This is a genomic window from Nitrosospira sp. Nsp14, from assembly GCF_900113575.1.
In the GTDB taxonomy this organism is placed as follows: Bacteria; Pseudomonadota; Gammaproteobacteria; order Burkholderiales; family Nitrosomonadaceae; genus Nitrosospira.
Genome location: NZ_FOPV01000002.1, coordinates 25,150 through 51,950 on the forward strand (window position 1 = coordinate 25,150; position 26,801 = coordinate 51,950).

Below are 26,801 nucleotides of genomic sequence, written 5' to 3' on the forward strand. Positions count from 1 at the left end.
CTGTGTAAACTACCCTGCATCACTTCGTGTAGTGAATCGCCCAGTTCCCCAGCAGACACATGTGCCTTAACGTGCGATGAGCAAAAGGATACCCCCCTATGAAGTCAACGTACTCCACGCAACAACTGTCACAGAGGTGATATCTAATAGCTGGTTGCCGTCCCAACTTTTCGTGATCCAGAGGTATGGATGGGTCAGATGTTATAACTTATTTGCGTGGGAACGCGCGGCGTACAACCTCACCGGGGAGGAGTTACCATTTATTCCCCGGTGCACCAAATAACTCCGATAATTTTGCGTAGCATCGCAGTAGGGCAATTGTCCTTCGGCCGATTTACGGAGCAAATCATGCGATAAATGTCAGTTATTGAAACGAGGTTAGGCCTATGGCGATTAGTAACAAAAAATTCATTCTTGGAATTCCGGTTTCCATGGATTCCCACGATTTGGTACTCGCAGAAATCGCGAAGCGCATCAAGGACGGGACGTCGGGTGGATATATTTCCATCACGAACACCGAGTCAATGTATCACGCTCTCAGGCGCCCTGACCACCTGGCTTTTATCCAGGGAGCAGAATTTTCACTGTGTGACGGGGTGGGGGTTATCGCGGCAGGATACTTCTGGGGACTCAAGATCAATCGGTACAATGGGCCCATTCTACAGTTAGATTGCAGCGAGTACGGCCAGTCACATGGTTGGCGTCATTTCTTCTATGGTGGAAAAGAAGGGGTGGCCGACTTGATGAGCGTAAAGCTTAAGGCATTATATCCAGACATAAACATAGTCGGAACATATTGTCCCCCTTTCCGGGAGATGACGGCCGAAGAAGATGAGAAAGTTGTGCGCATGATCAACGACGCGAAGCCGGATATCATATGGGTCGGGCTTGGTCTCATCAAACAGGAAATATGGATCGCGCGACATCTCAACCGGTTAAATGCTGCTTGGGCAGTGGGGGTGGGCGCAGCTTTCGATTATCATTCGGGGGCGGTGCCATGGGCCCCGCAATGGATAAGGGCGCTTGGGCTCGAATGGGTCTTTCGCTTGATTATCCAGCCAAAACTTCGCGCAAAGCGATATTGGTGGTCGCTCATCTTTGTTATTGAGGCCGCGTTGTCAGGTGTGCTTCGCCCACTTAGGCGAGATTCCAAGTAGTTCACTTCTTATAAGGATTGAGAATGATCCGGTTAGCTATCGTCGGCCTCGGAAAAATGGGCTTATCCCATTATTCCATTATTAATACGCATCCGAACATTGAGCTTGTGGCGATATGTGATTCCGCCGGCTACGTGCTGGATGTTCTGAACAAGTATACTGGTGTTCGTACCTACACTGATTTTGATACGATGCTGCGCGAAGTCGCGCTTGATGCCTTAATCATTGCTACCCCGTCAAGTATTCATACAAAGATGGTAAAGGCTGCGCTTGACAAAAATCTCCATCTCTTTTGCGAAAAACCCTTTTGCCTCGACACGGCGGAGGGAGAAGAAATAACTCGCATTGCCAACGAAAAGGGTTTGATTAATCAAGTAGGTTATCATTACCGGTTTGTTGGCGCTTTCCAAGAAGTCAAGCGTTTGCTAGACATAAACGCTATTGGCGAGGTAACGCATGTGCTCGCCGAGGCCTACGGTCCCGTCGTATTGAAACCGAAAGGCTCAACCTGGCGTACACAGCGCTCGGAAGGCGGCGGCTGCCTGTACGACTACGCTGCTCATCCTATCAATCTCGTGAATTGGTATATGGGAGCGCCGCAAAGGGTAGGCGGTACTATTCTGAATAAGATTTTCTCGAAGGATACGGATGATGAGGTGTGCGCTACTTTATATTATGAAGGTGGTAAGAGCGCCCAAATATCGGTGAATTGGAGCGACGAATCCTACCGAAAAATGACAACAAAAATGACCATATGGGGTACTAACGGTCGCATTTACGCCGATCGGCAGGAATGTAAAGTGTATTTTAGAGGTACTGCGTGTATCCCCCAGGGTTATGAACAGGGCTGGAATGTTCGCTATACGACGGATCTGACTGAAGCAGTATGGTTCTACCTTCGTGGCGAGGAGTACTCTGCGCAACTGGACTATTTTGTGCGTTGCATTGAAGGAAAATGCGCCAGCGACAACGTTAACTCGTTTGAAAATGCGATGATGACAGACCGTGTAATAGCAATGATGATAGCCGATGTAAAGGGAGGGCAAAAAAGCGACGCCCAGCCGGAAATACCGAAGAAGAGAACGCTTTTTTTTCGCAACCGTTAAATTGAACGCTAACTCGGTTAGCGATTTGGATTGGAGTAGGAAATGGATCGTTTACTTTTTGGGGATAATCAGTTTTTTGGCGTTAATCACATGTCAGAAGAGAAAGCGCTGGCTCAGTCCATCCGCTTTCAGGATATTCAAGCGGTTATCGATGTACTTGATAATGCATACGACGAAGGCGTAAAGAGCTTTATGTGCACCACGCACGATCGCATTGCGCTGGTTGCCGATTATATGCGGGCAAATCCAGCACGTTACCAGGATTTTAGCTTCTTACCGTGTATGCCATACGCGCACAAGTATGCAAACGCTGTAACCGAAGATGGCATGTTAGGCGCATTGAAACGTTTCATGCCCGATGAGGGTCTTGTAAATGCCGTGATGCGTGGAGGTATGTCGTTGGCGAAGAAGGATATCGAAGGCATTACCACTGTGCTGGTCGATGCTGAGATGAAAATGTTCACTGGGCTTAGGACACCAATTATCTTCTTACAAAATGTTGTCGTTGACCTGCTGCTTGGTTTGGGCTTCAAAGATGCTTTTCGTATTTTTGCTACGCACGTCAGGAGCCGGTATAACGCGGAACCAGGTTTCATAACGATGAATCTCCCATTACTGCTGGATGCGCTTGAAGAGGTGGGGGTGGAAAATCCAATCGTGTGTTCTAATATCAACAAAATCGGATTCCGCATGTGCGGAGGATTTGAGGCGTACGTACGGGCGCTACGAGAGAAAAAAGTTCGTGCCATCGCCATGTCCGTCTTCGCCTCAGGCGCGATTGCGCCGGACGAAGCGATTGAATGGATATGCCAGCAACCGAATATCGAGTCGATCGTCTTTGGTGCTTCGAGCCGCAGCAACATTCGCAACACCAGGGAGTTGGTTGATCGTTACTGGCCAAGCTCAAGTCTGCTACCCGCCGCTTGAGCTTGCTGTTCTCCTCTTCCAATTGCCGCAACCGCCGCAGTTCCGAAGGGCCGAAGCCCGCCATAATTCTTCTTCCGGTTATGAAACTTGGCATGGCTGATGCCCATCTTCTTGCGGATCTCTTTAACCAGCGCGCCAGGTTCGGTTTTTTCGAAGGCAGACGCGATCAGTTGCATCATACGCTTGCTTCTCTCCCCAATATGACGCTTTTGAACAAGCGTGAAATTCATGCCTCAAACCCTATTTGTAGTGAGATGGTTTAGTAGGATAGGGTTTGAGGTCTAAAAATGAAAATCCCGCAACTTTATGTCGGGTCCGGAAGTTGTGTCAGCGCGCAGCCCGAGGCATTGACCTGATCTGTCTTCGCCGTGCCGGGACACCGGTCCGCACTGTCTGCAATTCCATCACCATCGCTGTCGCGCGTTGCTTCGTTAACGGTATAGATCGAGACCCCGCTCAGCGGAGGCAGGTCGATTGGCCAGTTCACCGGGGTACCTTGTGGAAACAGGTGGTAACGACCACAGTATTCAGGTGCAGTTTCCTCGTCCGGGCACTCGCGGGAACGTGTAACTCGATCCGGATTAGTAACAAGTTGAGTGCGTACTGTATTCTCGGCGGCAAGAAGTGGAACGATCTCCATATTGGCCACCCACAGGGATTGACCAGGCAGAATATTCTCGAAGTCTAACCGCGCGCCGAGGTCCCCAGTCGCAGGATCGCCCGCAATAATTGTCTTCGCAGCGGTAAAGACAAAGGCGTAGCGGCGCCATTCCGTGCTTCCCGCGAACCCTTCGGACGCTGGCATCAAACGCTCATACAACAACGGGCCGCCGCGGCGGACGAGCGGCTTGATAAATTGCCCATCCATATCTATTTTCGCGTCAAAGCTGACGCGGTAGGAACGACCGGCTTCTACTGAAAACATTGGCGTATGGGCGAGAGTTACGGTTCCTCCAGCAGTTATTCGCAAGCATGGGCCGAATTCGCAAACTTGATGAGTTCTCGTTGAAAATGGTTCAGTCTGGTTCCAGGATGACCATCCGCGCATACCTTGTGTAAGGTCTCCGTTAGGAACGATGTTGCCACCCGCAGCCAGATAGGACGCATAGCCTTCCTGAGCAATTTGCGATGAGCCGACATCTTGTGATACACGCCCTTTATTACTCGGGGCACCTTGCCATTCACCTAACGTGTAGGTGAGGTTGTGTGCTGCCCACGATTCGTTCAACATGCGCTTACTGAACAGGGCGGAATAATAATTTTTTGAAAGAACACCGAAATGGGTCACATCACCCACCTCTCCTTCTATCTTAATCGCGGGAGCCGATGTAGTTGGAAAAAAACTGTTTTCGAATACGTCGTTATTATTAACATCCCCCGTTGAGGCGATCTTTTGTGTTCGCTCCTGAAAAAAGATCTGATTATTGCGATTCCCGTACAGCAAGTTTCCGACGATCCGGTTAGAGTACGCGTCATTCACGTGTATCCCATAGTCAGCCCAGGCCACGGTGTTATTTTCTACTGCCATATTTCTAGAGTGGATATCGAGATAGATGCCAACTCCATGCGAAAGAGCTCTGGAAATTACTATCCCATCAACATTGCCGCTGACTCGTTCGATCAGATTGGAGGCTATGCGAGTATTTGGCGATGAATAGTTGACATAAATGGCGCCACAATCATTTATTTGAAGGCAACTATTTAAGACAGCATTATTTTCTATAACCCCGTTTGCGACAAACTCATTTGCTTGTGTCCAAATTCCATTGCTCGCGGAAAAGTTAATGCGATTGCCTTTGATTGTCGCAAACGCTCCTACATAAACCGTGGCATAGGTGGTTGCGGGAAGACTCCAGATGCGATCGCCAACGACAGCAACTGCGCTCTGATTAATGTCATTCTCTTCCACCCGAACAATTTTCGCGCCGGGGGCCGAGATGGCATCGCGCCCGGTTTGCCGAATGCGATTGGAGATGATGCTGACGTTCCGGGCATTAGTAGCAACTATTCCCTCGCGTACGGTATTAGAAATACTTGCAGAGCGTAGAGTCAAATTCTGTGTATCCGTGAGATCGAGACCTACGGCTGTGTAACGGACGTCTATTCCCTCTACAACGATATTGGCTCGCCCCGAGAGGTCGATGCCTTTTTCGAGGACGCTCAGGCGCATCTGACGGGACGGGGCATTACTGTCAGGTACCCAAGCATAGGTAGCGGCTGTGTTCGAATCGTAGAGCCATTCACCAGGCGAGTCCAGCATAACTAACTCATCAAGCAAAAAATAACCCTGCCCCTTCTCGATTTGATATCGGGTGGCGGGTTCGAAATGAAGCCTATCACCGTCAACGCGGGTTATCGTTACCTCGTCGAGATGCCATGGGGCCGTGCGGATACGAAGTCGATTGCCCGGTCTGGGCATCGTTCCATCCGACAGTTTGAGACTGGAACCAATATCGATATACGTACTTCCAATAGCCCCATTACTCTGTGAGACGGAATTACCGTTTCCCGCAGCTCTGGCATAAACAGAGTTCGGGCTGGTCGCATCATGACCGCGATTCGGGTGGTGTGCGGGAAGCAAAGGTAGATCGCCAGCCCATGCACCGAGGGGCGTAGCAAAAGCGGGTGTAAGACTTGCACTGCGGAAGTGAAACTTAACCCCTTCAGGGGGATTCTCGATGTCGAGTCTTGCATCGGTTACGTCGGAGCGTGGGATAAAGGCAATAGAGATTTTTTGCCATGCTCCGGTTCCAGCTATCCATTGCACGGCAGAAATGGGATCGTAGGGAGGACTACCGCGCCTGACCAGTATCTTCACCTGGATGCCCGCTGGAGCCCGTAATGAAAGCCCCGCCCGGTAAGCAACCCCGCCTTGCACCTGAAACGTATTGCTGTTTACGAGGCTACCGCCCGGCTTCACACTGCTGGTGAACGCGGCGCAACCACTCGGTGAATCTGGACAATTGGCCTCGTGGACAAGTTTTTGATCTCCGGCCGCGGACCAGGAGCTCCAACCTGCCACTTCCGATGCAAGTGAGCCATTCTGGAGTTTCTCGTTGGGCCACGCGGCCTTGTCAATGGTATCGCTGTGACGAAGCCAACTATGTGCGTCGATAACCTGACTGCCATCAATGGACGGAGGCGTACCGCAGGCCGAGGACGCTGCACGAATGGTGATCGGTAGACCGGCGGTGCCAGAGTTATTGAGTCGAAGTGTCTGGATCCACTTGCTCCCACACTGGAGCTCTACGATGTCTCCGGGAGAAAGCGTTGCAGCTGCCAGACGGTTAAGGCTTTGCCAAGGGCCATCAGTTGATGTACTCGCCGCCCTGGCGAGGCGTTTTCCGGACCACATATCGTTACCGAGCTTGGAGTCGATATAATAAGTTGTTGCGTACGCGTGGTGATGGGCAATAAAAAGAGAGAAGATAACGGCGAATTGTTTGATAGCGTTCATAAGGGATTTCTGAATCGGATCGCCATGCGAATATGGGAAGTACGTCATGGTCTTATTGGGATTTAATCGCAGCCCCATGCGGGTACAGACTTTTAATAAACTCAAGGGCAAATACCAAAGCTTTTTCACAACCGTTCGAGCGGTAAAATGGAGCCCTGCGCGGCTATGTATCAACCGGGGGTTTACACTTACAGAAGGGCGAGCAATGGAGGCGGAAAAAATGCCGCCATGGGACAGATTTCTGGGTTTGCTACTGGAATTCACGTTCAGTTCCTCCTCTAGAAGCGAGGCCGAACCGCGTGATGACGCTGCATTGAACGAAAACTAGACGGACGAAACGGAAACACAATCCGTACCATCTAAGCATTTTCGATAAATAGCTCTTCGCCGCAAGAAGCGGTGAAACGAGTCGCGTTATCTGGCAGTCCTGCCGTCATGGGGCTTTTGCCCGGTAGACCGATGACTTTGCGTCGCCCGCTTTCGCGGGGTATGCCCTTTACAGATTAAAAATCTGGTACACCTCTTACGGTATAAATGACGAAAAGTTGAATCTGGCAAAACTATACATAATCTTGAAATATCCTTAAGTTAAAAAAGAGGGAAATTTAAGCTTCTTTTTGGCAAAAACGGCTGGGCTGGTTCGAAGACATGCCCCGGCATGTTACGAATCCCTCTAAATCTCCTATCCTCCTACCGAGAGTTTGTTTAGAGAATATTGTCCCGCTAATAGGAAGGGGACGCGTGTAGCACTTCTGTTAACAGCGCAACGCGGATTGGTGTTACACCTTGTATGTCAAGTGTGAGAGCGTCTTCGAGAGGATCACAAATGTTGCGGCTGGTTAAACAAATTGAGGATTTTCAATGCATACTACGGAGGGCGATCTTCTCGAGCCCTTGCAAATCCAAATTTTTCACAAAAGTATCAAGATCAGCTTGAGTACGGTGGATTATCGCAACTAATATTAGTTTATGCTAGTGGTAGAGCTAATAGCGAATTGCCCCAGCCTTTGATGTCAGGCTCTGATTGGAGGGATTAAGCGTGCTCTCAGTGGGGACAAGTCTTTCAGTATTAATAATGTTTGCGATGCTAAAGAGATGAGATTGAAACAGCCAAAAATATATCTGGTCGCGGGAGCCCGGCCAAATTTCATGAAAATTGCCCCCATCGTACGTGCGCTGCAGACTCATGGCCGCCTGACTTACAGCATTATTCACACCGGGCAGCACTACGATCGCGAGATGAATGACGTATTTTTTGAAGAACTCGGTATTCCCGAGCCCGATACTTTTATGGGCGCTGGTGGGGGCAGCCATTCTCAGCAGACTGCCAAAATCATGGTGGCTTTTGAGGAGTTGTGTCAGAGTGACCGCCCCGACGCCGTGCTGGTGGTGGGTGACGTGAATTCGACGTTAGCCTGCGCAATTGTCGCGAAAAAGCTGAACCTTATCGTCGCGCACGTAGAGGCGGGTTTGCGCAGCGGTGACATGACCATGCCTGAAGAAATCAATCGTCTGGTTACCGATAGCATCTCTGATTTATTTTTTGTTACAGAGCCGAGTGGAATTGCGCACCTTAGACGCGAAGGCAAGCAAGATGGCGCGATACACCACGTAGGGCACGTGATGGTGGATAATTTGCTGTATCAGGTAACAAAGTTGGAGCGGGCCGATACTGCCGCGTTTGACACTACCGGTTTCAAGACTGCCAACACCGCTGCTGGGGGCCGTTATGGAGTAATTACATTGCATCGCCCGAGCAACGTGGATATCCCATATACGATGAGGAAGATATGCCACGGGTTGAAGGAAATTTCGGCTGAGCTGCCGCTGATATTTCCAGTACACCCGCGCACCCAAGGAAATCTTGAAAAATTCGATATCGATCTTGGGCCGAATATTACATTGGTGGGACCGCAGGCCTATATGGCCTTTCTCAATCTATGGAAAGACGCCGCTGTGGTGTTAACCGACAGCGGCGGCCTGCAGGAAGAAACCACCGCGCTCGGTGTACCATGTATTACTATTCGAGAGAACACCGAGCGTCCGGTAACAATAGATGAAGGTTCTAACGTACTGGTTGGCACCGACCCCGCACGTATCGTCGCAGAGGTGCGCAAGGTGCTGCGTGGCGAAGGCAAGCAGGGGCGCCGACCGCATCTCTGGGACGGCAGAGCAGCTGAGCGAATTGTGGGGATACTCGCGACAGAACTGGGAGTTGATGAGCACAACGCTGAATCGTTGGATGCGTTTTAAATTGAGAGGCGTGATCGATGAAATCGAGAATGATATTCCCGGTGGAACTTCAACCCGGCTTCACTCAAGTTTGTATGCCTGAAATCTTCGGTTGCGTCTGATGGCCACTATTCTTGTCACTGGGGGAGCGGGATACATTGGTTCGCATACCTGCGTCGAATTGCTCAATGGGGGTTTTGACGTTGTCGTTTTCGATAATCTTTGTAACAGTCATCCCGAGGCCCTGGCGCGGGTTCAGCGGATAACCGGCAAACGGCTCCACTTAATAAGAGGTGATTGCCGCGATCGCACGGCGTTGGCGGCAGCGCTGCGCGATAGCGGGGCAAGTGCGGTAATACACTTCGCTGGCCTTAAAGCTGTAGGAGAGTCAGTCAAGCAGCCACTGGCCTATTATGACAATAACGTGGTCGGCACCCTCCGGCTTCTCGAAGCGATGAGGGAGTGTGAGGTGCGAAAGCTGGTATTCAGCTCCTCGGCAACGGTTTATGGCGACCCGAAGTGGTTGCCCCTGACTGAAAACCACCCGCTTTCCGCAACCAATCCCTATGGGCAAAGCAAGTTGATGGTGGAGGAGATCTTGCGCGATCTGCACCGCAGTGACCCCTCCTGGCACTTGGCCATTCTCCGTTATTTCAACCCCGTTGGGGCGCATCCCAGCGGCCTGATCGGAGAAGATCCACTCGGCACGCCGGATAACTTGATGCCATTCGTGGCTCAGGTGGCGGTCGGCAGGCGGGAGATCCTCAACGTGTGGGGCAGCGATTATCCAACGCCGGATGGGACCGGCGTCCGCGATTACATCCATGTGGTTGATCTGGCCTTGGGTCATATCAAAGCCCTACAAGCCCTGGATATGATGGATGACTCGACCGCTCGACAGCCAACCGGCTGTTTGACCGTGAATCTGGGGACGGGTACGGGTTACAGCGTTCTGGATATGGTCCATGCTTTCGAAAAGGCAAGCGGGCGGCGGGTGCCCTACAGGATTGCGTCCAGGCGTCCTGGTGATATTGCTTCTTGCTACGCGGACCCTAAGCTTGCACGTGAACTGCTGGGTTGGCAGGCAGAACGAGGCTTGGAAGAGATGTGTGCGGATGCATGGCGATGGCAGAATACCAATCCCGCCGGCTACAGAGGCGGAGACTCAAGAGAGGGTGCCGCCACAGGCTAAGGCACCCTGGCCCCGCGGGAGCGGGTACGGCACTGCATGCAAATTTCGTTTTAAAAATGATCGATAAGCCCAATACTCACCTCCAAAATCCTATGCAAATACTCGTTCCCGTTGTCCTGTCTGGCGGCTCCGGTACACGCCTTTGGCCGCTTTCCCGCGAAAAGTATCCAAAACAGCTCCTGCCCCTGATCGGGGATGATTCGCTATTGCAGGCTACGGTTCGTCGCATGGAGGGCATGGCAGGCGTGCAGCTCGGGGTGCCACTCGTGCTTTGCAATGAGGAATACCGTTTTATCATCGCCGAGCAATTGCGGTTGCTGGAAACAAAAGGCTCAATAGTGCTTGAACCAGTGGGACGCAACACCGCGCCGGCGTTGACTCTGGCTGCGCTTGCGGCGCTTGGTTCGGGAAATGATCCCGTCCTGCTGGTGATGCCGGCCGACCATGTGATTTCTGATATCACCACTTTTCAAGTGGCCGTCCGGCATGGGATGACGCTTGCAGAGGCAGGCGATATCGTTACCTTTGGCATTACACCTGACTCGCCCGAGACAGGTTACGGCTATATTCAGGGGGGCGAGTCGGTTGGAATGGAAGGTGCGCGCAGCATAGCGCGGTTCGTGGAGAAACCCGATCTTGCTACCGCGCAGGCTTATCTTGACGACGGATCCTATTTTTGGAACAGCGGCTTATTTATGATGAGAGCCTCGGTGTGGCTCTCGGCCATTGGGTCCTGTCGGCCGGATATTTTATCCGCCTGCCGCGCCGCTTGGGATAAAGGGTCGATCGATGGCGATTTCTTACGGGTAGACAAGGATGCGTTCACGCAGTGTCCGAGCGATTCGATCGACTATGCGGTGATGGAGCGCATAACCGCGAACGACAGCACCCTGCCAAGGGGCGTGGTTATTCCGTTATCCGCCGGATGGTCCGACGTAGGCGCCTGGGATTCGCTGTGGCAGGTATTGCCCAAGGATCGTGAGGGTAACGTCACGCAAGGTGATACGCTGTTGCACGAATGCCGCAACACGCTCGTCATGGCGGAACATCGCCTGGTGGCATGCGTAGGAATAGAAAATATGGTCGTGGTTGAAACGCCCGATGCCGTTCTTGTCGCCCACATGAGCAACACCCAGCACGTAAAGACAATAGTCGACAGTCTCAAGCGGGAAGGGCGACCCGAGGGCCAATTGCATCGAAAGGTCTTTCGTCCGTGGGGTTGGTACGATGGTGTTGATGCGGGCGAGCGCTTCCAGGTAAAGCGAATTGTTGTCAAGCCCGGCGCCGCCCTATCGTTGCAAATGCATCATCATCGTGCCGAGCACTGGATTGTCGTCCGAGGCACGGCGCAGGTGACGCGCGGGGACACAAGTTATCTTGTATCGGAAAACGAGTCCACATTTATCCCGTTAGGCACGCGTCACCGATTGGAAAATCCCGGGTGTGTGCCCCTCGAGATGATCGAGGTTCAATCGGGCTCGTATCTCGGCGAGGATGATATTGTTCGGTTTGAGGATGTTTACGGGCGATAAAAATTTGGAGACATGAGCAATAACCAGCAATGCCACCCATTTCAATGGGAGGATCCCTTACATTTAAAGTCACAATAGAATCTGGAGCGGAACGCCCGTTTTGCGATAGACGTATCGTCTTCACATGCCGTTTTATAGTTACATTCGCGTCATAACTTGTTTCATGCATAGCCATAGCGTGTGTTCCATAAGTATATGGAGCTCGCGCAGTTATAGTCCACTCACGTACTCCCAGCGCACCCTGCCCACCGTTCATCAAATAACTTTCGTATACCTCTGGCCGCTGTTTCAGCTGCTTTACTTGCTCACCTGAGCACAATCCCAGCCCATGGTCGGCTTCTTCCATTGATAACGGTCTATTCGCCCAAGGCATCTGGCGTATCGCGTCCCACCGATGCATCGCCCGGACTTCCCTGAGCACTACACAGTCTTTACCCCCGGTCCAAGCGCTACTTCGTTGTGCAAAATTGGTAATCCTTACAGCAGTAATAGACCCTAGCCCATGGGGGCGATATCTGTATCAGGGCGATCCTCGACGGAGAACCGTGTTGTTTACCCCTTGAGAATCACAGGGAAGAACGTGTCTGTCTAGAGGAAGCGTATGGATGAGCTGCAACCTGGACGTGGTTAGACCAGACCGAACGGCCTATTGACCACTTTACAATGAAGAGTATCGTAGAGGAATATCAACGGTTGTGTAGGCAGTTGATTCTGTTATAAGCGACTGTTTATAAATATCATTTTATTTTCTTTCGCATCTCTGCATAAGCAACCTGACACAACCGGTTCCTGTTCTTGGGATCGTTATATTGTCGTTTTAGACGAAGCTTATGGATGAGCTGCCGTCTGGGTGTTTTCTAGCCAGACCGAACGGTCTATTGACCGATACGCCGCAGAAGGTAAGCTGTGTGAGCGTCGAGACTGTAACCCTCGGCCCTCGATGTTTTAAACTATTGTTTAAAAATCAGGTTGATCTTATTAGCGCGCGGTAGCGAAAGGCCTCCCGTGTACCATTGAGGCATAAGAATATTGTCCTCTTGGACCATGTTTACGGATGAGCCACCATCTGGGCGTTTTCCCGTTAGACCGAACGGTCTATTGACCGGTACTCAATTGAGAGTAGTCTGGGGATACGTCGGGGCCGTGCCTAACGGGTCTCGGTGTTTATAAGAGCTTGTTTAGATAGTCAAGGGAATTACCCTCATGTCACATAACCAGGCAAGTGTGATGACTCATGTTTTACCGGAGTGTTAAGTTGGTCACGTTTAACAATTATAAAGGAGGTAAAAATGATTAAGACTTCTTTGAAACTAACTGCTGTTGCCGCACTGTTGGCGGGCGCAAGTGTCGCGGCAAACGCCGCGACGACGGATCTTGGTGCCATCTCGGGTACTGACCCCAAAACGTTTTCGGGTGTTGTTCAAGGATCCGGTACAAGTATCAATGATATCTTCACCTTTAGTTTGGATCAGAACAACGTATCTTCGGGTTACAGTGTGGTAAATATCCCGCTGAGCTTCACGGGCGGGGAATGGAACACCGCGCTGGCCACGCTGACACTATCGTCAAACGCTGACGGAATCGTGGGTAACAGCGACGATCAAATGCTGGCGACGGCGATATGGAATCAGGGAAACAATAGCAATAACTTGCTTAGCATCGCATATGACTCAGCCATTACTGGCCCCGCGTATATTCAGATCACGGGAGTTACGGATGGTGGCAATGGCGGTATCTATTCCGGGGCGATCGCTGCCGCGGTTCCAGAACCAGAAACTTACGCGATGTTGCTCGCTGGCTTGGGGCTGATGGGTGCGGTCGTTCGGCGTAGAAGCAGCCGCAAGACCTCGTAAATCGAGCCATCTCGGGGGGGGGCATTGTTTCCTCCCCCCGGTGGTAAGAAAACGGCCTCCAAAAGAGACCGTTTTTTATTCCCATTCTATTAACGTTGCGTCCTGTTATGGAAGCGTTGGGTTAGTTATGTTTCACAATTCAAGGAGGTAACAAATGATTAAAAATTCGATGAAGCTAACCTTCGTCGCGGCGATGCTGGCTGGCATGAGCGTTGGAGCGAACGCCACCACGACGGACCTGGGTACAGTAACTACTGATCCCGTTACGTTTGGCGGTACAGTGTCAGGAAGCGGCGTGACCTTTAGCGATATCTTCAGTTTTAACCTTACGGAGCCGAATGTGAGTTCGGGCTTCTCGGTTGTAGATGTTCCACTAAGTGTGGGAGGAACAAACTTCGACGGCATACTCACTGGGCTGTCCCTTTTTTCGGCCGGGGCCAACGGGATCGTGGGCGGGGGTGACGATACGCTGCTGCAATCAAGTACAAGTACAGACGGTAACTCTCTTAGCTTAAATTATGACCAACCTCTGTCCGGCGCGTCTTTTATCACAGTTACTGGGATATCGAACGGCACGGCGGGAGCAATCTATGCTGGCGCAGTGGCTGCCGCGGTTCCGGAGCCAGAAACTTACGCCATGTTGCTCGCTGGTCTGGGGCTGATGGGTGCTGTTGTTCGGCGCAGAAGTAACCGTAAGATATCATAAGCTGAACCATACGGGGACTTTGCTCCCCGTGGCTTAAAAACGGCCTCTCTTGGAGGCCGTTTTTATTATGATTTCCGTTTTTTTTTGGCTATTCGCTATTCGCTATTCGCTATTCGCTATTTCCCCAAGTCCGTGTCGTCTTCCTTCCCCGTGTCGTCTTCCTTGCTTTAAGGATTTGATAATACAAATGAAACCGCGGCGCGAGCACCGCGGCACGGTCCGGCATGTGCTGCCGGTCGCCGCTTGTCGGACGCTAAATATGAAAAATTTCTTAAAGACGGGAAAGAGCAGGATTACGCCGATGACGATTAAAAATACGAGAGCGGACGCAAGCAGAAGAATATTGGTAGGCGCGATTGGACTCGAACCAACGACCCCCACCATGTCAAGGTGGTGCTCTAACCAGCTGAGCTACGCGCCTGAAAATACCAAATCAAATTTTATCTGAAACCGGACAAGGGTTCAAATTATAATGCAGAATCCCTTAACAATAGGGTCCGGGGACACGAGCACGTCGGTTTCCGCATTAGGTACCCCGGGGAGAGCAAAAACTTAAGGATGGAGAACCCAAGAGCTTGTGGAGTTTCATGGAAAAAATCCGGCTGTCGAAACTGATGTCACAACAAGGACTATGCTCTCGCAGAGAAGCAGATAATTTTATCGAACGGGGATGGGTGCGCGTGGATGGTGAGCGTATCACCGAGCTGGGGACAAAAATTCACCCTGCCCAGAGAATAACACTCGACAAGGCAGCGCAAGCACAACAGCTGGAACAGGTCACGTTGTTGCTGAACAAGCCAATCGGCTACGTATCGGGGCAGCCGGAACCCGGCTACCGACCCGCGGTCAGCCTCGTAAATCACGGCTCCAGGTTCGAGGGAGACCGCGGGCCGCAGCGTTTCAATCCCATGCATTTAAGAGGACTGGCCCCGGCGGGCCGGCTCGATATTGATTCGTCAGGATTGCTTGTCTTCACTCAGGACGGTCGCATAGCCAGGCAACTGATTGGCGAAGACTCGGAAGTCGAGAAGGAGTACCTGGTGCGAGTCGAAGGGAGACTGCCTCTAAAGGGGCTGGCGTTATTAAACCACGGTCTAAGCCTGGACGGCGAAGTACTGAAACCAGCCAGTGTGGTATGGCAAAATAAGGATCAACTGCGCTTTATTTTGCGGGAAGGCAAGAAACGGCAGATTCGCCGGATGTGCGAGCTGGTGGGGCTGAATGTGACCGGCTTAAAGCGGGTTCGTATTGGAAAAGTCAGGTTGGGTGAACTGCCGTTAGGTAAATGGCGATACCTGGGACCGGACGAGACATTCTGACCAGAGTCTGGCATGAGCTGGTCTCATAATTGAGGGGGTACACATGATTTTAGTAACGGGAGGAGCTGGGTTCATCGGGGCAAATTTCATACTAGACTGGCTGGCTCAGTCCGATGAGGCAGTGGTTAACCTCGACATACTCAGTTATGCGGGCAACCTGGAAAATCTGGCCGTACTTGCCGAAAACGAGCGGCACATTTTCGTTAGGGGCGATATCGGAAATACCGTCCTCGTGAGTGACCTTCTTCGGCGCTATCGACCGCGCGCAGTGGTACATTTTGCCGCGGAAAGCCACGTCGATCGATCCATTCACGGTCCGGAAAGCTTTATCCAAACCAATATTGTGGGCACCTTCCGACTGCTCGAAGCTGTTCGATCCTATTGGCAGGAGTTGGACGAAAAAGCGAGGAAGGATTTCCGTTTTCTCCATATATCGACCGACGAGGTGTACGGCTCCCTGGCGAAGGGTGAGCCCGCTTTTACAGAAGCGCATCAGTACCAGCCTAACAGCCCCTACTCAGCGAGCAAAGGCGCCAGCGACCATCTGGTGCGCGCATATCATCATACCTATGGCCTGCCTGTACTCACCACAAATTGCTCCAACAACTACGGTCCTTATCAATTTCCCGAAAAGCTTATCCCCCTCATGATCGTCAATGCGCTTGGCGGCAAGCCTTTGCCTGTTTATGGCGACGGCAAGCAGATTCGCGACTGGTTGTATGTAAAGGATCACTGCGCCGCCATTGCTCGGACATTGCGGGCGGGTACCCCCGGGGAAACATACAACATAGGCGGCTGGAACGAAAAACCCAACATCGAAATCGTCAACATTATCTGCGGGCTGCTGGATGAGCTGAGGCCGCAGACGTTTGGCTCTTACCGGAGTCTGATCACTTTCGTTGCCGACCGGCCTGGACACGATCGCCGCTACGCGATCGATGCAAGCAAGATTGAGCGTGAGCTGGGCTGGAAACCAGCTGAGACCTTTGAAACGGGAATCCGCAAAACTCTTCAGTGGTATCTGGAAAATTCCGACTGGGTCGCAAATGTTCAGTCCGGGGCGTACCTGACCTGGATAGAAAAGCATTATCGAGGACGGGTGGATGAAGATTCTGCTGTTTGGTAAAAGCGGCCAAGTCGGATGGGAGCTACAGCGAAGTCTCGCGCCGCTCGGCGAAGTGGTGGCGCTCAGTTCCTGTAGCAGCGAACTTTGTGGCGATTTTGAGCACCCGGATCGCATCGCGCACACCGTTCAAGCGGTGGCTCCGGATGTGATCGTGAATGCAGCCGCTCATACCGCCGTTGATAAGGCTGAAAGCGAACAGGACAAAGCACATGTCATCAACGCGCACGCACCGTCCGTGTTGGCTCAAGAGGCGCTCAAACTCGACGCCTTGCTCGTGCACTATTCCAGCGATTACGTCTTCGACGGGCATGGAACGCACCCCTGGCGCGAGACGGATCCGACCGGGCCATTGAACGTATATGGCGTGACCAAGGTGGAAGCGGAGAAAGCAATCGTTGCCTCAGGCTGTCGCCACTTGATATTTCGTACAAGTTGGGTTTATGCCGCGCGGGGCGGAAACTTCGCCAAAAGCATGTTACGCCTTGCCCGGGAACGCGAGCGTCTGACGGTTATCGACGATCAGATCGGTGCGCCGACGGGCGCCGATCTGCTGGCGGACGTGACGGCACACACCATTCGCTCGGTCGCGCGCCAGCCGGCGGGAGCGTTAAGCGGTATCTATCATCTGGTTGCTGCGGGCGAAACCTCATGGTACGGTTACGCGCGCTTTGTACTTGAATTTGCGCGTCAAGCCGGAGTCATGCTCAAGGTTGCGCCAGAGCAGGTCGTTGCTGTGCCAACGAGTGCATTTTCCCTGCCTGCCAAGCGCCCGCAAAACTCGCGTATGGATACCCGTAAGCTCCGGGATACTTTCGAGTTAAGTTTACCTTCGTGGGAAACGGGCGTGGCGCGGATGCTAACGGAAATTTTTGAGAGACCATCATGACTCAGCGCAAAGGCATCATTCTGGCCGGTGGATCCGGCACCCGGCTCTACCCCGTGACAAAGGCAGTGTCGAAACAGTTGCTGCCTATCTATGATAAGCCGATGATTTATTACCCGCTGAGCACGCTAATGCTGGCGGGGATCCGCGACATTCTCATCATCTCGACCCCACAGGACACCCCGCGTTTCGAGCAGTTGCTGGGAAATGGAAGCGACTGGGGACTTAACCTCCAGTATGCAGTGCAACCTCGGCCAGATGGACTGGCCCATGCCTTTACAATCGGAAAAAATTTCATAGGCACGGATCCCAGCGCGCTGGTGCTGGGTGATAACATCTTTTACGGCCATGACCTGTATTTGCAGTTGCGTCGCGCCGTGGCAAAGGAAGAAGGGGCAACCATTTTCGCCTACCACGTGCAGGACCCCGAGCGTTATGGGGTCGTCGCTTTCGATGCCGCCAACCGGGTCTCCTCGCTCGAGGAAAAGCCGGCCCATCCAAAGAGCAATTATGCAGTCACGGGCTTGTATTTCTATGACAATGAAGTCGTGGATATCGCCAGCAAACTCAAGCCTTCCGCACGGGGCGAATTGGAAATCACCGATGTGAACCGTATTTACCTGGAACGCGGGCAGCTCAATGTGGAAATCATGGGCCGTGGTTACGCCTGGTTGGATACGGGAACGCATGAAAGCTTGATGGAGGCTAGCAACTTCATCGAAACTATTGAACACCGTCAGGGTCTTAAAGTCGCCTGTCCCGAAGAGATAGCTTATCGTCAAGGCTTTATCAGCGCCGGGCAGCTTGAGACATTGGCGCAGTCATTGGGCAAAAACGGCTACGGCAAATATCTGCTGCGTTTACTGAATGAGCGAATAATCGGATGAATATGATTTCTACGTCCATTTCGGAAGTACTGGTAATCGAGCCCAAGGTTTTCGGGGATAGCCGGGGGTTTTTCTTCGAAAGCTTCAATCACAAAAATTTCAGCCAAGCCACCGGGCTTGACGTAAAATTCGTACAGGACAACCATAGCCGTTCGGTCAAAGGCGTCTTGCGCGGCCTTCACTATCAAATCCGCCAACCCCAAGGCAAGCTGGTGCGTGTTGTTCGTGGACAAGTATTTGATGTGGCCGTGGATATCCGCCGATCCTCTCCTACATTTGGCCAATGGGTGGGAGCGGAGCTGACTGAAGACAATTACCGTCAGCTGTGGGTGCCTTCAGGTTTTGCCCACGGATTTTACGTACTGAGCGACACTGCCGATTTTCTGTACAAGACGACAGACTACTATTTCCCCGACCTTGAGCGCAGCCTACTGTGGAACGATCCTGCAATAGCTGTTTCGTGGCCGATTCAAGCCGATGTTTCACCCATCATTTCGGCAAAAGATAAAATTGCGCCCAAATTGGCGGATGCCGAACTATTCGATTGACGCTGAGCCTTTGTTCCCCCTATCTATTATCTGGGGTGAAACCTGCCGCGATAACGGAGAAGGCTGGCAGATCCGTTTACTACAGGCCGAGCCACGCAATTGATATTCCAGACTCCAGTGAGTCCTAATTCAACCAATGAACCACCTCCGATGAGCGTCCGAGATACTGAAACACCAGTTGGGAGCGAGTTTTCTCTGCGTGAAGCTCACAACCTCGTGCGCGACCTCATGACGCCGAATCCCTGGATTTACTGGGTTGATTTCCTTTTTCACATATCATTAGGCTGGATTGCTTTTCTGTCCATCCTGTCCATGCCGCTATTTTCCCCGTGGCAACTCCCCGGCTTGATCGTCGCAACGCTCGCTTTTTATCGTGCCGCTATTTTCATTCATGAGTTGGCGCATCTTAAAAAGGGTACCTTTAAATTGTTCCGTCTGGTATGGAATGTCATCTGTGGCATACCGTTACTGATTCCTTCCTTTACCTATGATGGGATTCACAGCGACCACCACAAGCGGGATGTTTATGGTACCGCCGAGGATGGTGAATATGTTCCGTTCGCAACGCTGAAACCCATCCACATGGTTGGCTATGTGATGCTCTCGTTTCTTTTGCCGCTCTTCTTCATAATTCGCTTTTTGTTGCTGACTCCCTTGTCGTACCTCATTCCGGCATTACGAAAATTGGTTTGGGAACGTGCCTCCTCTCTTTCCATCGATATGAATTATAAGCGCGCCCCGAACGCGATCCGCAATGATAAGCACTGGAAATTACAAGAGTTTGGTGCATTCCTGTTCGTAACAGGCGTCGTTGCGTGCATTGCACTGGGGGTTCTCGCTTATAACGCCCTCGTTCTTTGGTATGTGATCGCGATGTTCATCTTTCTCGTCAACTCTTTGCGCACGCTGAGCGCACATGCTTACCGCAATCCTGGTGACAAACCGATGGAATTCTATGCGCAGTACCTCGACTCGATCAATGTTCCGGGCAATTTCCTTACCGGTTTATGGGCCCCGGTCGGCTTGCGTTATCATGCGACCCATCACCTTTTCATGAGCCTGCCCTACCACAATCTTGGAGAGGCGCAGCGCCGCCTTGCGAATGGGCTCAGCGATAACGGGCTATATCTCAGTACGATCCGAGGCGGGATGTGGGACGCGTTGCAGCGTATCTGGGGAGAGGCCTCAGCGTCTAGCTGCAAAGCTCATGCGTCCGTTGGCACCCGGACATCAGATAATAAGATTGCTATGGAAGAGGCGGTTACCCGGCAGAGAAATGCAGGGTAACCTCTCGATCGAGAGGGAGACGACAAGTTAGCGCCGCGCGGGTGGGGCGGCGCATCCGATTTTCCCGGTAGCCGGTCTCAGCGTTAAGCGCTGTCGATGGCTGATCCTATTGCCGCTACCTGCACCGCGGCTATCAGCCCGCCGATTGTTGTGTCTGCTTGAACAGTGTCTTGGCCTCTTCCCGGCTGGGAAAGTCCCTGCCGCTGCTCAGCAGTGTCTCAAGTTCTTTGCGTGCTTTGGCTTTATCACCCGATTTGGCTAGCGCGGCGGCAAAATGATAGCGGATTTCGCCGACCTCAGGTGCCAGCGAGAGCGCTTTTTGCAACAGGGGAAGGCCTCGTCCGATATTGCCCTGTTCCACCAGTATCCATCCCAGCGTGTCCATGATTGCGGGGTTGTCCGGCGCAATCTTGTAAGCCTTTTCCGCATATTCCAGAGCCAGCGGGCTTTTTTCCTGTTGATATGCCGTGGCAAGATTATTCATCGCGGGCATGTACTTAGGATTTTGTTGCAGTAAAATTTCATACTGCTCTATCGCAGATCGGGTTTGACCATCTGCAAGATACACTTCAGCGAGATACATTCGAAGAGGTACATCGGTGGGGTTCTCCTTCAGCCATTGAACCAAACGAGAGTTTGCTTCCTTGCCTCGTCCCGCCTGGGTGAGTGAGGCGTGCAGCTTCAGCATCAGCGCTTGGTTTTTTGCGATGGCAAATGCGTGCTCATAGGCTCTCGCAGCAAGCGCGGGATTCTTTTGCTGCATGAGCAGATCACCTTCCGCCACATAGCCTACCGGAGATTTCGGATACTGTTTCTGAACCTGCCGGGAAATCGCCAAACCTTTCTCGAAATTGCCCTGGCGGGCTTCAAGCGCAATCTGCGCCAGTTGCGCGTCAATATAATCCGGTTTTAACGCGACAGCCTTCTTCAACGCATCCCCGGCGGCCGGGAAGTTCTCTGCTGTGATGTGAATGGTGGCGATTCGATATTGGACAAGATGGGAATTCGGACGCAGGGCGGCGAGCCGATTGTAGGTCTCCAGAGCGGCGGCTTTATCGTTGTTGGCAAATTGCGCCTGCGCCAGCACATCCAGCACCTCGGGATTGTTGGAATTTGCTCCCTGGAGCTTCTGGGCAAGGTTAAGTGCCTTTTGTTTCTCCCCCACGCGGAGATAATGTCCTGCAAGCAGCAAGGAGGGCTCAAGTACATCAGGATTGTTCTGGACGGCCCGCTCCAGCCATAATGTCGCTTCTTTTGTCTGGCCCTGGTTCAATGCGAGCGCCGAAAGCGCAGCCATGGCCTGTGTATTTTTCTTGTCCTTGGCAAGTATGGCTTCAAAGCGTTTTTTTGCGGCATCAGGCTTGTCCTCCCGCAGATCGAGTTGGGCAAGATTGGCCGCCGCCGGGAAGTATGTCGGTTGCAGTGAAAGCGCTTTTTCGAAACTGGAGCGGGCGTTAGCAGGATCGTTCCTGCTCAGGTAGATGCCCCCCTTGATGTTTTGGACCACAGGGTTGTCCGGATGCTCTTTCTCAAGCGTTGTTACGGCCTGGAGCGCTTTCTCCGGCTCTTTGAGACGGAGATGGGTCATCACGAGGAGAATGCCAGCCTGGGATGATTTTGGATCGAGCTTGGCGGCCATTTCCAGCTCAGCTATGGCTCGCGCGTTGTCTCCCTGGCTCATCCTGCTCGAACTCAACGCGGTATGAAGTATCGCGCTCTTCGGAGCGATCCTGATCGCTCTCTCAAAATATTCAGTTGCCTTCGAAAACTCCCTTGCCTGCATATAAGCTTCCCCTGCCAAGGCGAATAGCTGAGGATCCTGGTCTACACCATCCCTTAGCGCCGGGCTCAGGAGGGAGAGGGCTCGCTGCGTCTCACGGTTTTTCAGCAATGCGGTAGCCAGGAGCTTGCGCGCGTATAGATTTCTGGGATCCTTCTCCAGGTATTGTTTCAGATACTGTTCCGCTTGCGGCAGCGAGCCCATGGCGAGTTGGGTGGCTCCAGCCAGCAATACAGTAGGCATATGACCAGGCGATTTGCTGAGTATCTGCTGCAATGATTCCCAAGCGGCTGCATGCTTGCCCTGGGTAAAATCGAGCAGCGCCTGGGCATAGAGGACCAAGGGGCTGCCGGGGGCGACTTTGCGCGCAGCGTCGATATCGGCTTTGGCGGACTCGTACTTTTCCGTGCTGGTCTCGATAAACGCCTTATTTAGATAAGCTTGAGCATTGTTTGGCTTTAATTTAACCACCTCGTCATAAGCTGCGAGCGCCAAATCAATTTTGCCCTCGGCACGCAGCAGGTCGCCTTTGAAAAGCCAGGCATCCGCATTTTTCGGGTCAGCGGAAACGGCTTGTTCTGAATACTGCGCCGCCGTTGCGAGGTCCTGCTTCGAAAGCGAATATTGCGCCAGCCCCACCAGCGCATCGGCGGAATTGGGTTTATCTTCCAGCGCGCGCTTGAATAGTTCTCTGGCCTCTTCACTCTTGCCCAGCGCCAGCGATGCGCGTCCCCTGAGCGTTGCGAGTTCCGCCGAACTCCGCGCCTCGAAGAGTGGCTTGGTCTCATCCAGCACCTGTTGAAACTGACCTAATTCAAGCAGGGTTTTCCCGAGGTCCGGGACTACCCTCGCAGGATCCATTCCCAAGTTCAGGGCCCTGCGGAGTTCCTTCTCCGCCGATTGCAGTTCGCCCGTTTTGCGATAGATCGTTCCCAGAAGGTAGCGAGTCTCGGGATCGTCCGGATTTTTTTGCAATGCATTTTTAAGCTGAATAATGGCCGCCGAGTTGTCCCCCTTTTCCTGGTAACGCTGTGCATCCGCCACCAGGGTTTTGGGGTCTTCCGATTTACCGCAGCCGGCCATACCAGCGGCAAGAAGACCGGCAGAGATCATGAGCCAGACCAGATTGTTACTTTTCGCGCCAGCCTTGCTTGAGTTACGCATTCAAAATCCTTTCTCTGTATTATCGGTTACAGTATTCGAACTACGTCGACAAATAAGCGCGGGTTTTCAATCGCTCGTTCGGCGTTCTACGGAATTAGATACAAACAGATTGTTCCCTCCCGGGCGACGGGAGCGGCACCATGCCGCTATTCAAATCAGGCTGATGTATATCAGCGCTCGGCATTAAAGCATGGTGATGGATAAAATTGTTTCGCTGCCTATAGCGGGGCGGCAGGGCGGAGAGTGGCAGCGCTTTACTATATCCATGTTTTCGATAGCTATCAAGGCACGTCAAAATATAGATGAGGCGGGTTTGAAATCAGTCTTTCGGCTACTGTTCGCCAGCTGGCCGGATCACGGGCTCTACCTTAGTTTCCGTAGAAATTTGCCAACTCCTCCATCTCGCATCCATTGCTCGGTATGATATGCTGACACAAACTGTACGGGAATTGCCCTTTAGTACAGTGTTTTTTTCAAGAATTCTGGCTGATGATACCGGTGCGCCGGGAATCAACGCGCCACCAATTCTAAATGAAGAGGATAAGTATGAGCGTAGTCGCTGTAGTTGGCTTAGGGTACGTTGGTTTACCGCTTGCGGTTGAATTTGGAAAGAAACGGCGGACGATAGGTTATGATCTTTCAGCAACCAAAGTCGAAAGTTACAAACGATATATAGACCCTACGGGGGAAGTTTCGCCCGACGATTTCCGGACTGCAGCGCAACTTCTCGTTACCAGCGATCCGGCTGAGTTATCGCAAGCCGATTATATTGTTGTTGCCGTTCCCACACCTGTCGATCTCGCTCATCAACCCGATTTTTCCCCGCTAGTCAGCGCCAGCCAAGCGGTTGGAAAACACATGAAGCACGGGGCGATCGTGATCTACGAATCGACCGTTTATCCTGGAGCAACCGAGGAGATCTGCATTCCCGTTCTCGAAAAATACTCGGGCATGAAATGGAAAACGGATTTCCACGTCGGGTTTTCGCCTGAACGGATCAATCCGGGCGACAAGCATCACACGCTTACCCGTATACTCAAGGTTGTGTCAGGCGACGATGAGGGCACGCTTGAGAAGATTGCCGTGCTATACGAGAGCGTAATAACCGCAGGCGTCCACCGTGCGTCGAGTATCAAAGTCGCCGAAGCAGCAAAGGTCATCGAAAACACACAGCGGGATCTAAATATCGCATTGATGAACGAACTGGCTATTATTTTCGACAAGCTGCAAATTGACACGCTGGAGGTTCTGCAAGCAGCAGGCACCAAATGGAATTTTTTGCCATTTCGCCCCGGTTTGGTCGGTGGGCACTGCATCGGGGTCGATCCGTATTATCTTACCCACAAGGCCGAAATGGTGGGCTATATACCGCAAGTCATCCTCGCCGGCCGTCGCATCAATGACAGCATGGCAAAGTTCGTGGCGGAGCAAACGATAAAACACATCATAAAAGCGGATATAAATGTCAAGGGAGCCCGGGTGAACGTGCTGGGGTTGTCTTTTAAGGAAAACTGTCCTGACCTGAGAAACTCGAAGGTCGCCGACTTGATCGGTGAGCTCAAGTCCTACGGCATCGACCTTCATGTTCATGACCCCGTGGCAAACCCGCAAGAAGCTCTTCATGAGTATGGCGTGGAACTTGAGTCGTGGGAAAGTCTCCCTTGTTCGGACGCAATTATTGTCGCGGTCCCGCACCAGCAATTCATCGAAAGACCCTTGAGTGATTTTCAGGCGAAAGTCACCAGTAAAGGCTGCTTTATCGATGTCAAATCTCAATTTGACCCAAAAGCGCTGCGCGCAGTCGGCTTGAATGTCTGGAGATTATGATAATCGCTCGCCCATGACCGGATACCAGGACGCCCTGAAGCATCTGCAAACGCGCCAATACCGCTGGCTTATCACGGGTGTTGCGGGTTTCATCGGCTCAAATCTTCTGGAGGCCTTGCTCAGGCTGAACCAGAAGGTTACCGGTCTTGATAACTTCTCAACCGGCCACAGACACAATCTTCAGCAAGTGAAGGAAGTAGTAGGGGAAGGAGGCTGGGCCAATTTCAGCTTTATCGAGGGTGATATTCGTGAGCTGGACATATGCAAGAGCGCATGCGAGGGCGTGGAGTATGTATTGCATCAAGCCGCACTTGGTTCCGTGCCGCGCTCGATTCAGGATCCGATAAGAACCAACGAGAGCAACATTTCCGGTTTCCTGAACATACTGGTCGCGGCAAGGGACGCCCCGGTGAAGCGCTTTATCTATGCTGCATCCAGTTCCACCTATGGTGACCACCCAGGTTTACCCAAGGTGGAGTCAGTCATTGGGCGTCCGCTTTCGCCTTATGCTGTCACCAAATACGTCAATGAACTCTATGCGGACGTCTTTGCACGTTGCTACAGCATGGAGTCCGTCGGTTTGCGCTATTTCAATGTTTTTGGTCCCCGGCAGGATCCGGAAGGGGCCTACGCTGCCGTAATTCCGAGATGGGTCGCTGCGCTCGTCCGCAACCAGACAGTGCTTATAAACGGGGACGGTGAAACGAGCCGGGATTTCTGTTATATAGAAAACGTGATTCAGGCAAATCTTCTAGCAGCTTTGGCGCAAAATTGCGAAGCTGTGAATCAGGTCTACAACGTCGCCGTCAATGAACGCACGAGCCTGAATCAGCTCTACGAGATGATGCGTGGCCTACTGCTGGACAAATTTCCGGAACTGATTAACCACCAGCCAAAATACGTTGATTTTCGCGAGGGGGACGTGCGGCACTCGCAAGCTGACATTTCCAAGGCCGGCGACTTGTTGGGCTTCGCACCCACCTATCGCATTGATCGAGGGCTTGAGCGAGCAATGGACTGGTATCTCTCCCATCTTGCGCCTGAGAAAGAGAAACTGGAAAAACTAGCCTGATCGGACCTTTAGCGGGAGCCGCTGTTACGCAGAAGGGCGTCCCTAGGCTTAATCCTCCCATTTTCCTGCTTGTATGAGCTGGTTTCTCAGGCCCGGCAGCGGGAATCCCTGCTCATACGCTTTCTTGGCGTGAGTTCTGGCCTGCTCATAATCTTTCTTCTTCACGTAAAGCAGGCCGAGATTGTAGTTAATGGTCGGATCGTCCGGTTGGAGCTCAGCCGCCAGAACGAGTTGCTCGGTAGCCCTGTCCGGTTGCGCGGCTTGCAGCAGGTAAGTAGCGAAGACCATCCGTGTCATGGCATCGTTGGGTTTGAACCGAATAGCCCGGTCAAAAAAACACTCGACCGAAAATCGGGCGCCTGTCGGCTTCAGTGTCTTTTCCCGCTGGGCCAGTTTCCCCATCGCAGCCAAGGCTCGGTGGTGGTTGGGAAACATCAGCAGCGTGTAGTTCAAGTCAGCCCCGATCGTCCCGGTGGCCCCCGCACGCAAATTTTCCACATCCGAGGTGAAATGGAATGCCTCGACTGTGGCTAGCATCTTCTTGTCTTCCGGACTGGTGTAGTCGTAGATCTGGGTGCCGGGCGCTGCCAAGTCCCCACAATGGGGAGGAGTCTGCCGGGCATAAAGATCTACTGTGCCAGTCGCAACTACCAATGCAGCAATGCTGAATATGATTTTCATATAACCTCCTGACCACACAACGGTCCGGGTGGGCAATCCAATTGAAGGAGTTTCGTTTATTTGTA

General features: G+C 52.3%; 19 protein-coding genes, 1 tRNA gene, 1 pseudogene and 1 riboswitch. Of the genes and pseudogenes, 16 read left to right on the forward strand and 5 right to left on the reverse strand.

The annotated features are described in order from the left end of the window. Positions 1–386 precede the first annotated feature (386 nt). From BM022_RS01540 to BM022_RS01550, 3 genes are read left to right on the forward strand one after another with little or no spacing between them, the layout of a single operon-like run. The gene (locus BM022_RS01540; RefSeq protein WP_091136184.1) at positions 387–1,157 is read left to right on the forward strand and encodes a WecB/TagA/CpsF family glycosyltransferase; all 771 of its coding nucleotides are present in this window, start codon (positions 387–389) and stop codon (positions 1,155–1,157) included. A 23-nt stretch (positions 1,158–1,180) separates the two neighbouring features. Next, on the forward strand, positions 1,181–2,263 hold the full coding sequence (locus BM022_RS01545) for a Gfo/Idh/MocA family protein (RefSeq protein ID WP_091136187.1): 1,083 nt from the start codon (positions 1,181–1,183) through the stop codon (positions 2,261–2,263). Positions 2,264–2,305: 42 nt separating this feature from the next. After that, the gene (locus BM022_RS01550) at positions 2,306–3,190 is read left to right on the forward strand and encodes a hypothetical protein (RefSeq protein WP_091136188.1); all 885 of its coding nucleotides are present in this window, start codon (positions 2,306–2,308) and stop codon (positions 3,188–3,190) included. Here the strand turns inward: BM022_RS01550 and BM022_RS16320 are convergent. Beyond that, a pseudogene (locus tag BM022_RS16320) lies at positions 3,162–3,303 on the reverse strand (transposase); the annotation flags it as partial. The gene BM022_RS01550 and the pseudogene BM022_RS16320 overlap by 29 nt on opposite strands. Positions 3,304–3,494: 191 nt before the next feature. Then, positions 3,495–6,647, reverse strand: coding sequence for a right-handed parallel beta-helix repeat-containing protein (locus BM022_RS01560; RefSeq protein WP_177191597.1), 3,153 nt, complete (start codon positions 6,645–6,647; stop codon positions 3,495–3,497). A 417-nt stretch (positions 6,648–7,064) separates the two neighbouring features. Beyond that, a riboswitch (cyclic di-GMP riboswitch) is annotated at positions 7,065–7,151 on the reverse strand. A 597-nt stretch (positions 7,152–7,748) separates the two neighbouring features. Between BM022_RS01560 and wecB the strand changes: the two genes are divergently transcribed. From wecB to BM022_RS01590, 5 genes are all read left to right on the forward strand, one after another. After that, entirely contained in the window at positions 7,749–8,900 is a 1,152-nt protein-coding gene (gene wecB / locus BM022_RS01570; protein WP_256208813.1) for a non-hydrolyzing UDP-N-acetylglucosamine 2-epimerase, read from the forward strand. Positions 8,901–9,000: 100 nt separating this feature from the next. Further along, a complete protein-coding gene (galE, locus tag BM022_RS01575) occupies positions 9,001–10,071 on the forward strand; it encodes a UDP-glucose 4-epimerase GalE (protein ID WP_091136201.1) in 1,071 nt (356 codons plus the stop codon). 92 nt (positions 10,072–10,163) lie between these two features. Next, a complete protein-coding gene (locus BM022_RS01580; protein ID WP_091136539.1) occupies positions 10,164–11,603 on the forward strand; it encodes a mannose-1-phosphate guanylyltransferase/mannose-6-phosphate isomerase in 1,440 nt (479 codons plus the stop codon). Positions 11,604–12,892: 1,289 nt separating this feature from the next. After that, positions 12,893–13,456, forward strand: a complete 564-nt coding sequence (locus BM022_RS01585) for an FxDxF family PEP-CTERM protein (protein ID WP_091136204.1) — start codon at positions 12,893–12,895, stop codon at positions 13,454–13,456. A gap of 154 nt (positions 13,457–13,610) precedes the next feature. After that, positions 13,611–14,162: an FxDxF family PEP-CTERM protein gene (locus BM022_RS01590; RefSeq protein ID WP_091136206.1), complete on the forward strand. Its 552-nt coding sequence runs from the start codon at positions 13,611–13,613 to the stop codon at positions 14,160–14,162. Positions 14,163–14,506: 344 nt separating this feature from the next. Here the strand turns inward: BM022_RS01590 and BM022_RS01595 are convergent. Continuing rightward, positions 14,507–14,583, reverse strand: a tRNA-Val gene (locus BM022_RS01595). A gap of 166 nt (positions 14,584–14,749) precedes the next feature. On the opposite strand from BM022_RS01595, the gene BM022_RS01600 reads away from it, so the two are divergent. The 6 genes from BM022_RS01600 (at position 14,750) to BM022_RS01625 (ending at position 20,212) form a co-directional block, all read left to right on the forward strand. Beyond that, positions 14,750–15,481, forward strand: a complete 732-nt coding sequence (locus BM022_RS01600; protein WP_091136210.1) for a pseudouridine synthase — start codon at positions 14,750–14,752, stop codon at positions 15,479–15,481. Between the two features lie 43 nt (positions 15,482–15,524). After that, a complete protein-coding gene (rfbB, locus tag BM022_RS01605) occupies positions 15,525–16,607 on the forward strand; it encodes a dTDP-glucose 4,6-dehydratase (protein WP_091136213.1) in 1,083 nt (360 codons plus the stop codon). Then, positions 16,585–17,493, forward strand: a complete 909-nt coding sequence (gene rfbD, locus BM022_RS01610) for a dTDP-4-dehydrorhamnose reductase (RefSeq protein WP_091136214.1) — start codon at positions 16,585–16,587, stop codon at positions 17,491–17,493. The genes rfbB and rfbD overlap by 23 nt, the downstream gene beginning before the upstream one ends. Beyond that, a complete protein-coding gene (gene rfbA / locus BM022_RS01615) occupies positions 17,490–18,377 on the forward strand; it encodes a glucose-1-phosphate thymidylyltransferase RfbA (protein ID WP_091136217.1) in 888 nt (295 codons plus the stop codon). Before rfbD ends, rfbA begins: the two co-directional genes overlap by 4 nt. Then, entirely contained in the window at positions 18,374–18,925 is a 552-nt protein-coding gene (gene rfbC, locus BM022_RS01620; RefSeq protein WP_091136219.1) for a dTDP-4-dehydrorhamnose 3,5-epimerase, read from the forward strand. The genes rfbA and rfbC overlap by 4 nt, the downstream gene beginning before the upstream one ends. 150 nt (positions 18,926–19,075) lie before the next feature. Beyond that, the gene (locus BM022_RS01625) at positions 19,076–20,212 is read left to right on the forward strand and encodes a fatty acid desaturase family protein (protein WP_091136222.1); all 1,137 of its coding nucleotides are present in this window, start codon (positions 19,076–19,078) and stop codon (positions 20,210–20,212) included. A 133-nt stretch (positions 20,213–20,345) separates the two neighbouring features. On the opposite strand, the gene prsT is transcribed toward BM022_RS01625, so the two are convergent. Further along, positions 20,346–23,156, reverse strand: a complete 2,811-nt coding sequence (gene prsT / locus BM022_RS01630; RefSeq protein ID WP_091136224.1) for an XrtA/PEP-CTERM system TPR-repeat protein PrsT — start codon at positions 23,154–23,156, stop codon at positions 20,346–20,348. A gap of 546 nt (positions 23,157–23,702) precedes the next feature. Here prsT and BM022_RS01635 point away from each other — a divergent pair. Together BM022_RS01635 and BM022_RS01640 are read left to right on the forward strand one after the other, a co-directional pair. Next, entirely contained in the window at positions 23,703–24,983 is a 1,281-nt protein-coding gene (locus tag BM022_RS01635) for a nucleotide sugar dehydrogenase (protein ID WP_091136226.1), read from the forward strand. A gap of 13 nt (positions 24,984–24,996) precedes the next feature. Next, positions 24,997–26,055 (forward strand): SDR family oxidoreductase, encoded by a 1,059-nt coding sequence (locus tag BM022_RS01640; RefSeq protein WP_091136228.1) that lies wholly within the window; start codon positions 24,997–24,999, stop codon positions 26,053–26,055. A gap of 48 nt (positions 26,056–26,103) precedes the next feature. Here BM022_RS01640 and BM022_RS01645 read toward each other — a convergent pair whose 3' ends face one another. Next, positions 26,104–26,736, reverse strand: coding sequence for a tetratricopeptide repeat protein (locus tag BM022_RS01645; protein WP_091136231.1), 633 nt, complete (start codon positions 26,734–26,736; stop codon positions 26,104–26,106). Between the last annotated feature and the right edge of the window lie 65 nt (positions 26,737–26,801).